The following is a 5240-nucleotide window of genomic DNA, read 5'->3' as shown; positions in this document are numbered from 1 at the left end:
GGCGGATCGCGACTGAGCCGGAGCATCGTATTTGGGGAGCAGGTGGCGCTTGCGGTAATCTCGTCGCTCGGCTGCGCGCGAGTGCGGGCCTATAGCTCAGGCGGTTAGAGCGCTTCGCTGATAACGAAGAGGTCGGAGGTTCGAGTCCTCCTAGGCCCACCGTTGCCGTTGAGTGTGTTTGGATTGCACTCAGGCCGTCTGGGCGGTGGCAGGCGCGCAGCACTGAGCGCTGGCACCGGTCTGCGAGTGAAGCGCCGATAGTGCCGCGGGGCTTTCGCGACTGGACATGCTGGGTGCTCACGGTGTGGAAAGAGGAGATCGATCAGCAGTTATGCTGTCGCGGGCATGTCCACGTTGGGGCGGTAGTTCAACGGTAGAACCGGGCCTTTGCAAGGCTCAGATCGGGGTTCGATTCCCCGTCGCTCCACCAGGCTTCTCCGTCGGCCGGGTAGCGGTCATCTGCGCAGCCAGTCGCCGGCGTCCACGGCTAACGCTAACGCTAACCAGTACCCGTGTGCCGCGGTCGCGAAGTGCGAATGGCACACTGTCAACTCGTGAGCAACACCCCCATCGCTACCGCGACCGCCACCCTGCACACCAACCGCGGCGATATCAAAATCGCGCTGTTCGGAAACCACGCCCCCAAAACCGTGGCCAACTTCGTCGGCCTGGCGCAGGGAACCAAGGACTACTCGACCACGAACGCGTCGGGCGGCTCCGCCGGACCGTTCTACGACGGTGCGGTGTTTCACCGGGTCATCAGCGGCTTCATGATCCAGGGCGGCGACCCCACCGGGACGGGCCGTGGCGGCCCGGGCTATCAGTTCGCCGACGAGTTCCACCCCGAGTTGCGATTCGACAAGCCCTACCTGTTGGCGATGGCCAACGCTGGCCCCGGAACCAACGGATCACAGTTCTTCATCACCGTCGGCCAGACGCCGCATCTGAACCGGCGACACACCATCTTCGGTGAGGTCGTCGACACCGACTCGCAGCACGTCGTCGACGTGATCGCCACCGCCCCCACCGATGGCAACGACCGGCCGTCCGAACCGGTGATCATCGAGTCGGTGACCATCTCCTGAGATCCAGGGCCGTCAGCTGTCGGCGTGGCAACGGCCGTAACCGGCCCGTGTGAGCGCATCAAGCACCTCCAGCGGCTCCACCCCGAGGTCCCACCTGGATAGCACCCGCAGTCGATCGTCAGCGGTTTCGATCTCCAACAGCCGGACTTTGCGGCCGATGCGGCGGAACTCGGTGATGCGGATGGTCTTGACGTCTGCACGGCGTAGCAGTGCGCGTCGGCGCCCACGCACCACCAACCCGTCGGCGGTAATGGCCAGCTTCGGCCGGGCGTGCCACGAGACGCCCGCGAAGCAGATCAGGCCCAGCGCGGCGGCACCGGTCAGCACCCGCCCGGCAGCATCGGTGACCAGGGCCGCCGATAAGATAGCCATCATCACGCCGGCAGCAGCACAACCAGCGATTCCGGCCGGTCGAGGCGCCCATTCCGTTTGCTGCATGAGTTTTACACGTGCTTGTGTCGAGGTGGACGGTTACGGTTATCCACAGGAGCTATCAACAGTGGGGATGAATCACACTTGTGTGATTGGCGTCACAGCAACTTGCTGGAGTTCTCGGCAGCTTACTGGAGATCACCGGAGATCAATGCCAGCGCATGGTCAGCAACAGACCCGAGATCATGAAGGCAAACGCTATCGCGTAGTTCCAGGGACCGAGGCCGGCCATCCAGCTCAGCGCTGTCGGGGCGTTCAGCCCGGTGGCTCCTAGCTGGTATACCATCAGCCAGACCAGGCCGAAGAGCATCAGCCCCAGGAACAGGGCGACGAACCACGTACTCGACGGGCCGGCCTTGACCCTGACTGGCGTACGGCTCACCGAACTCGTAGAACTCGGCGCGAAGCTGGTCTTCTTGCGGACCTTGGACTTGGGCATTCCTAACCTCAGGACAGTGCGACGGTAAAACTGTAAGTACTACTCGGATAGAGACTAGCCCAGCACTCGACCCAGCAGCGCAGTGAGGCGATTGAGCTGAGAACGGAGATCCGTGCTGATGCAGCCGCAGGTTCCGGCAGCCTCACCGAGTCGCCGCTCGCCGTGGCGTCTTGGTGTACCGCTGGTCTGCTTGCTGGCGGGGCTGTTGCTGGGGGCCACCCATGGAGTGTCCGGCGGCCGCGAGATCCGCCGCGGTGACGCGCCCCGACTGGTCGACCTGGTCCGTGCCACCCAGTCCTCGGTGGACCGGCTCAGCGCCGAACGCGATGTGCTGACAGCCACGGTTAGCTCCACCCATGGCCGGGCCGCGGGCACCGCCCTGGCGGCGATGTTGAACCGGGCAGCCGAGTTGGCGGAGACGGCCGGTCTGGATGCGATGCACGGCCCGGGTTTGGTGGTGACGCTCACCGATGCCCAGCGTGACGCCTACGGCCGCTTCCCGCGTGACGCCTCTCCCGACGACCTGGTCGTGCACCAGCAGGACATCGAGGCGGTGCTCAACGCGCTGTGGAGTGCCGGCACCGCAGCCATCCAGATGCAGGACCAGCGTCTGGTCGCCACATCGGCGCCGCGTTGTGTTGGCAACACCCTGCTGCTCGGTGGGCGCACCTACAGCCCGCCGTACACCGTGACCGCGATCGGGGACCCGGCCGCGATGCAGGCTGCGCTCGCCGGCGCTCCGCTGGTCAACCTCTACAAGCAGTACGTGATCCGCTTCGGGCTTGGCTACAGCGAACAGGTCGGCACCGACGTACGAGTCGTCGGGGCAGGCGAACCGGAGCGGTTGCGGTACGCGGCACCAGCTGGGCCCATCGACTACTGAAACAGCCGACCGCCGCGACGGCGGTAGCCTGTGCGAGTGCAGATCTTAGTCGTCGACAACTACGACAGCTTCGTGTTCAACCTGGTGCAGTATCTCGGTCAGCTGGGCGCCGAGGTCACCGTATGGCGCAACGACGACGCGAGGCTCGTCGACCCGGCGGGCCCGGCCGATGCTGTCTCCCGATTCGACGGGGTGCTGCTCAGCCCGGGGCCGGGCACCCCGGAACGCGCCGGCGCGTCGATCAGCGTGGTCCGGGCGTGCGCCGCGACGCGTAGCCCGTTGCTCGGAGTGTGCCTGGGTCACCAGGCCATTGGTGCCGCTTTCGGTGCGACGGTGGACCGGGCACCGGAACTGTTGCACGGCAAGACCAGCACAGTGTTTCACACGAATACCGGTGTGCTCGCCGGCCTTCCGGAGCCGTTTACCGCGACCAGATACCACTCGCTGACGATTTTGCCGGAGACCCTGCCCGCGTGCCTGGAGGTGACGGCCCGCACCCGTGGTGCGGTGATCATGGGTGTGCGGCACATCGAGCTACCTATCCATGGGGTGCAGTTTCATCCCGAGTCCATCCTCACCGAGGGCGGGCATCGGATGCTAGCCAACTGGCTGTCCTGCTGTGGGCAGGTCTGCGACCCCGCCAGTTGGGAAACGCTGGTGCAGCGACTGGAGAACGAGGTCGCCGACACCGTGCAGAATGTCCGCCAACATGCCCGGTCAGCCCGGGCCGTCGGCTACTGACCGAATCGCAGCGTGATGGCGCCGTCGCTGTTGACGCCCTGGCCGGCCGCCGGGCTTTGGTAGAGCACTCGGTTGTGTGCGGCGCTGCCGGCGTCGACATCGGGGCCCTTGATCAAGGTGCCGGTCCAGCCCAGCGCGCGCAGCTGTGGTTCGGCGTCGGTCCAGAACATCCCGGATAGGTCGGGCATCACGAACTGGTTGCCCCGCGACACCCGCAGTTCGATCACCGTGTCCAACGGCACCGTCTCACCGGTGGGCGGACTGGTGCCGATCACCTCGCCGGCCGGGCGGGAGCTGTCCACCGGAACCTCGGTCGACTTGGTGAAGCCGTAGACGGTCAGGTTCTTCTGTGCGACCTCTACCGTTTGGCCGGTGACGTCGGGAACCGGCTTGGTTTCCGGTCCGGTGCCGACGATGATGGTGATCTCGTTGGTGACCGCCGTGGTCTGATTGGCCGGCGGGTTGGTCCCGATCACCCGGTCGGCCAGCTCCGGCGTGGATGCTGCGTCCACCTGCTTGAACTTCCCGAATCCGGTGTCCTTCAGTTTCTTCACCGCGTCGGCGTAGCTGAGCGAAGACACGTCGGGCAGCTGGCGCTGCTCTGGCCCGTAGGACACGTTGACGGTGATCTTGTCACCCTTGTTCACCGCGGCGTCGGCGGGTGGATCGGTGCTGATCACGTGGTCAGGCGGGACCGTCGAATCCGCCCTCTGCTCGGTGCGGGTTTTGAAGCCCTTGTTCTGCAGTTCGGCTATGGCGTCGACCGAGACCTTGCCGCGCACGTCGGGAACCTGTATCGGGTGGGTGGTGTTGCCGAAGGTGTTGATCATCACGGTGGTGATGACGGTCAGCACCGCCAGCACGACCACCGCGATGAGCCAGCGGCCCACCGATCCCCTGGCGTGGTCGTGGGCAGGATCGAACTCCCGGCGGGGCAGCGGGTCGGTGCGTGGTCCGCTGCCGGCGTGGCGCCCCGACGTCAGCATCGACGTCCGCTCGGCCTCGGTGAACACCTTGGGCGCCTCCGGTTGCTCGCCGTTGTGCACCCGGACCAGGTCTTCCCGCATCTCGGCGGCGGTCTGGTAGCGGTTGTCCGGATTCTTCGCCAGTGCTTTGAGCACCACCGCGTCTAAGTCGGCGGGCAGGCTCGGGCGCCGTTGTGACGGCGGCACCGGGTCTTCGCGCACATGCTGGTAGGCGACTGCGACGGGTGAGTCGCCCACGAAAGGCGGCTCGCCGGTAAGGATTTCGTAGAGGACGCAGCCAAGCGAGTACACGTCGGAACGGGCGTCGACCGCGTCGCCGCGGGCCTGCTCGGGGGACAGGTACTGTGCAGTGCCGATCACCGCGGCGGTTTGGGTGAAGGTGTTCCCACCGTCGGCGATCGCCCGCGCGATTCCAAAGTCCATCACCTTTACGGCATTGTTTTTCGCGATCATGATGTTGGCGGGCTTGACATCGCGATGGATGATGCCGTGCTGGTGACTGAAGTTCAACGCCTGGCAGGCGTCGGCGATCACCTCGAGGGCGCGCTGGGGCGGCATCGGACCGTCCGTCTGAACAATGTCACGCAGGGTGACGCCGTTGACGTACTCCATGACGATGTAGGGCAGCGGGCCCGCGGGTGTGTCCGCCTCGCCGGTGTCGTAGACCGCGACGA

The 5240-nt window shown here is 65.7% G+C and carries 6 protein-coding genes and 2 tRNA genes; 5 read left to right on the top strand and 3 right to left on the bottom strand.

The features are described from left to right. Window positions 1-85 precede the first annotated feature (85 nt). From AC2VOP_RS02590 to AC2VOP_RS02580, 3 genes are all read left to right on the top strand, one after another. A tRNA-Ile gene (locus tag AC2VOP_RS02590) sits at window positions 86-159 on the top strand. 197 nt (window positions 160-356) lie between these two features. Then, a tRNA-Ala gene (locus AC2VOP_RS02585) sits at window positions 357-430 on the top strand. A gap of 106 nt (window positions 431-536) precedes the next feature. After that, a complete protein-coding gene (locus AC2VOP_RS02580) occupies window positions 537-1085 on the top strand; it encodes a peptidylprolyl isomerase (protein ID WP_486959520.1) in 549 nt (182 codons plus the stop codon). Between the two features lie 12 nt (window positions 1086-1097). On the opposite strand, the gene AC2VOP_RS02575 is transcribed toward AC2VOP_RS02580, so the two are convergent. Both AC2VOP_RS02575 and crgA read right to left on the bottom strand, forming a co-directional pair. Next, window positions 1098-1523 (bottom strand): PH domain-containing protein, encoded by a 426-nt coding sequence (locus AC2VOP_RS02575; RefSeq protein ID WP_486959519.1) that lies wholly within the window; start codon window positions 1521-1523, stop codon window positions 1098-1100. Between the two features lie 142 nt (window positions 1524-1665). Further along, a complete protein-coding gene (crgA, locus tag AC2VOP_RS02570) occupies window positions 1666-1956 on the bottom strand; it encodes a cell division protein CrgA (protein WP_486959518.1) in 291 nt (96 codons plus the stop codon). Window positions 1957-2074: 118 nt separating this feature from the next. Here crgA and AC2VOP_RS02565 point away from each other — a divergent pair, with 118 nt between their 5' ends. Continuing rightward, window positions 2075-2839 (top strand): DUF881 domain-containing protein, encoded by a 765-nt coding sequence (locus AC2VOP_RS02565; protein ID WP_486959517.1) that lies wholly within the window; start codon window positions 2075-2077, stop codon window positions 2837-2839. A 36-nt stretch (window positions 2840-2875) separates the two neighbouring features. After that, window positions 2876-3580 carry an aminodeoxychorismate/anthranilate synthase component II gene (locus AC2VOP_RS02560; RefSeq protein ID WP_486959516.1) on the top strand — a complete coding sequence of 235 codons (705 nt, stop codon included), beginning with the start codon at window positions 2876-2878 and terminating at the stop codon, window positions 3578-3580. Here the strand turns inward: AC2VOP_RS02560 and pknB are convergent. Then, on the bottom strand, window positions 3574-5240 hold a 1667-nt coding region (gene pknB / locus AC2VOP_RS02555; RefSeq protein ID WP_486959515.1), incomplete at its 5' end, for a Stk1 family PASTA domain-containing Ser/Thr kinase. The two genes, AC2VOP_RS02560 and pknB, sit on opposite strands and share 7 nt — an antisense overlap.

Source organism: Mycobacterium sp. TH-M106 (assembly GCF_057473765.1).
Note: the sequence above shows the minus strand (reverse complement) of the source record. Positions and strands in the feature narration are given on the sequence as shown.

Coding starts and splice junctions, on each gene's coding strand:
- AC2VOP_RS02580 (WP_486959520.1), top strand. CDS start 537: ATGGCACACTGTCAACTCGTGAGCAACACCCCCATCGCTACCGCGACC.
- AC2VOP_RS02575 (WP_486959519.1), bottom strand. CDS start 1,523: ATGCAGCAAACGGAATGGGCGCCTCGACCGGCCGGAATCGCTGGTTGT.
- crgA (WP_486959518.1), bottom strand. CDS start 1,956: ATGCCCAAGTCCAAGGTCCGCAAGAAGACCAGCTTCGCGCCGAGTTCT.
- AC2VOP_RS02565 (WP_486959517.1), top strand. CDS start 2,075: ATGCAGCCGCAGGTTCCGGCAGCCTCACCGAGTCGCCGCTCGCCGTGG.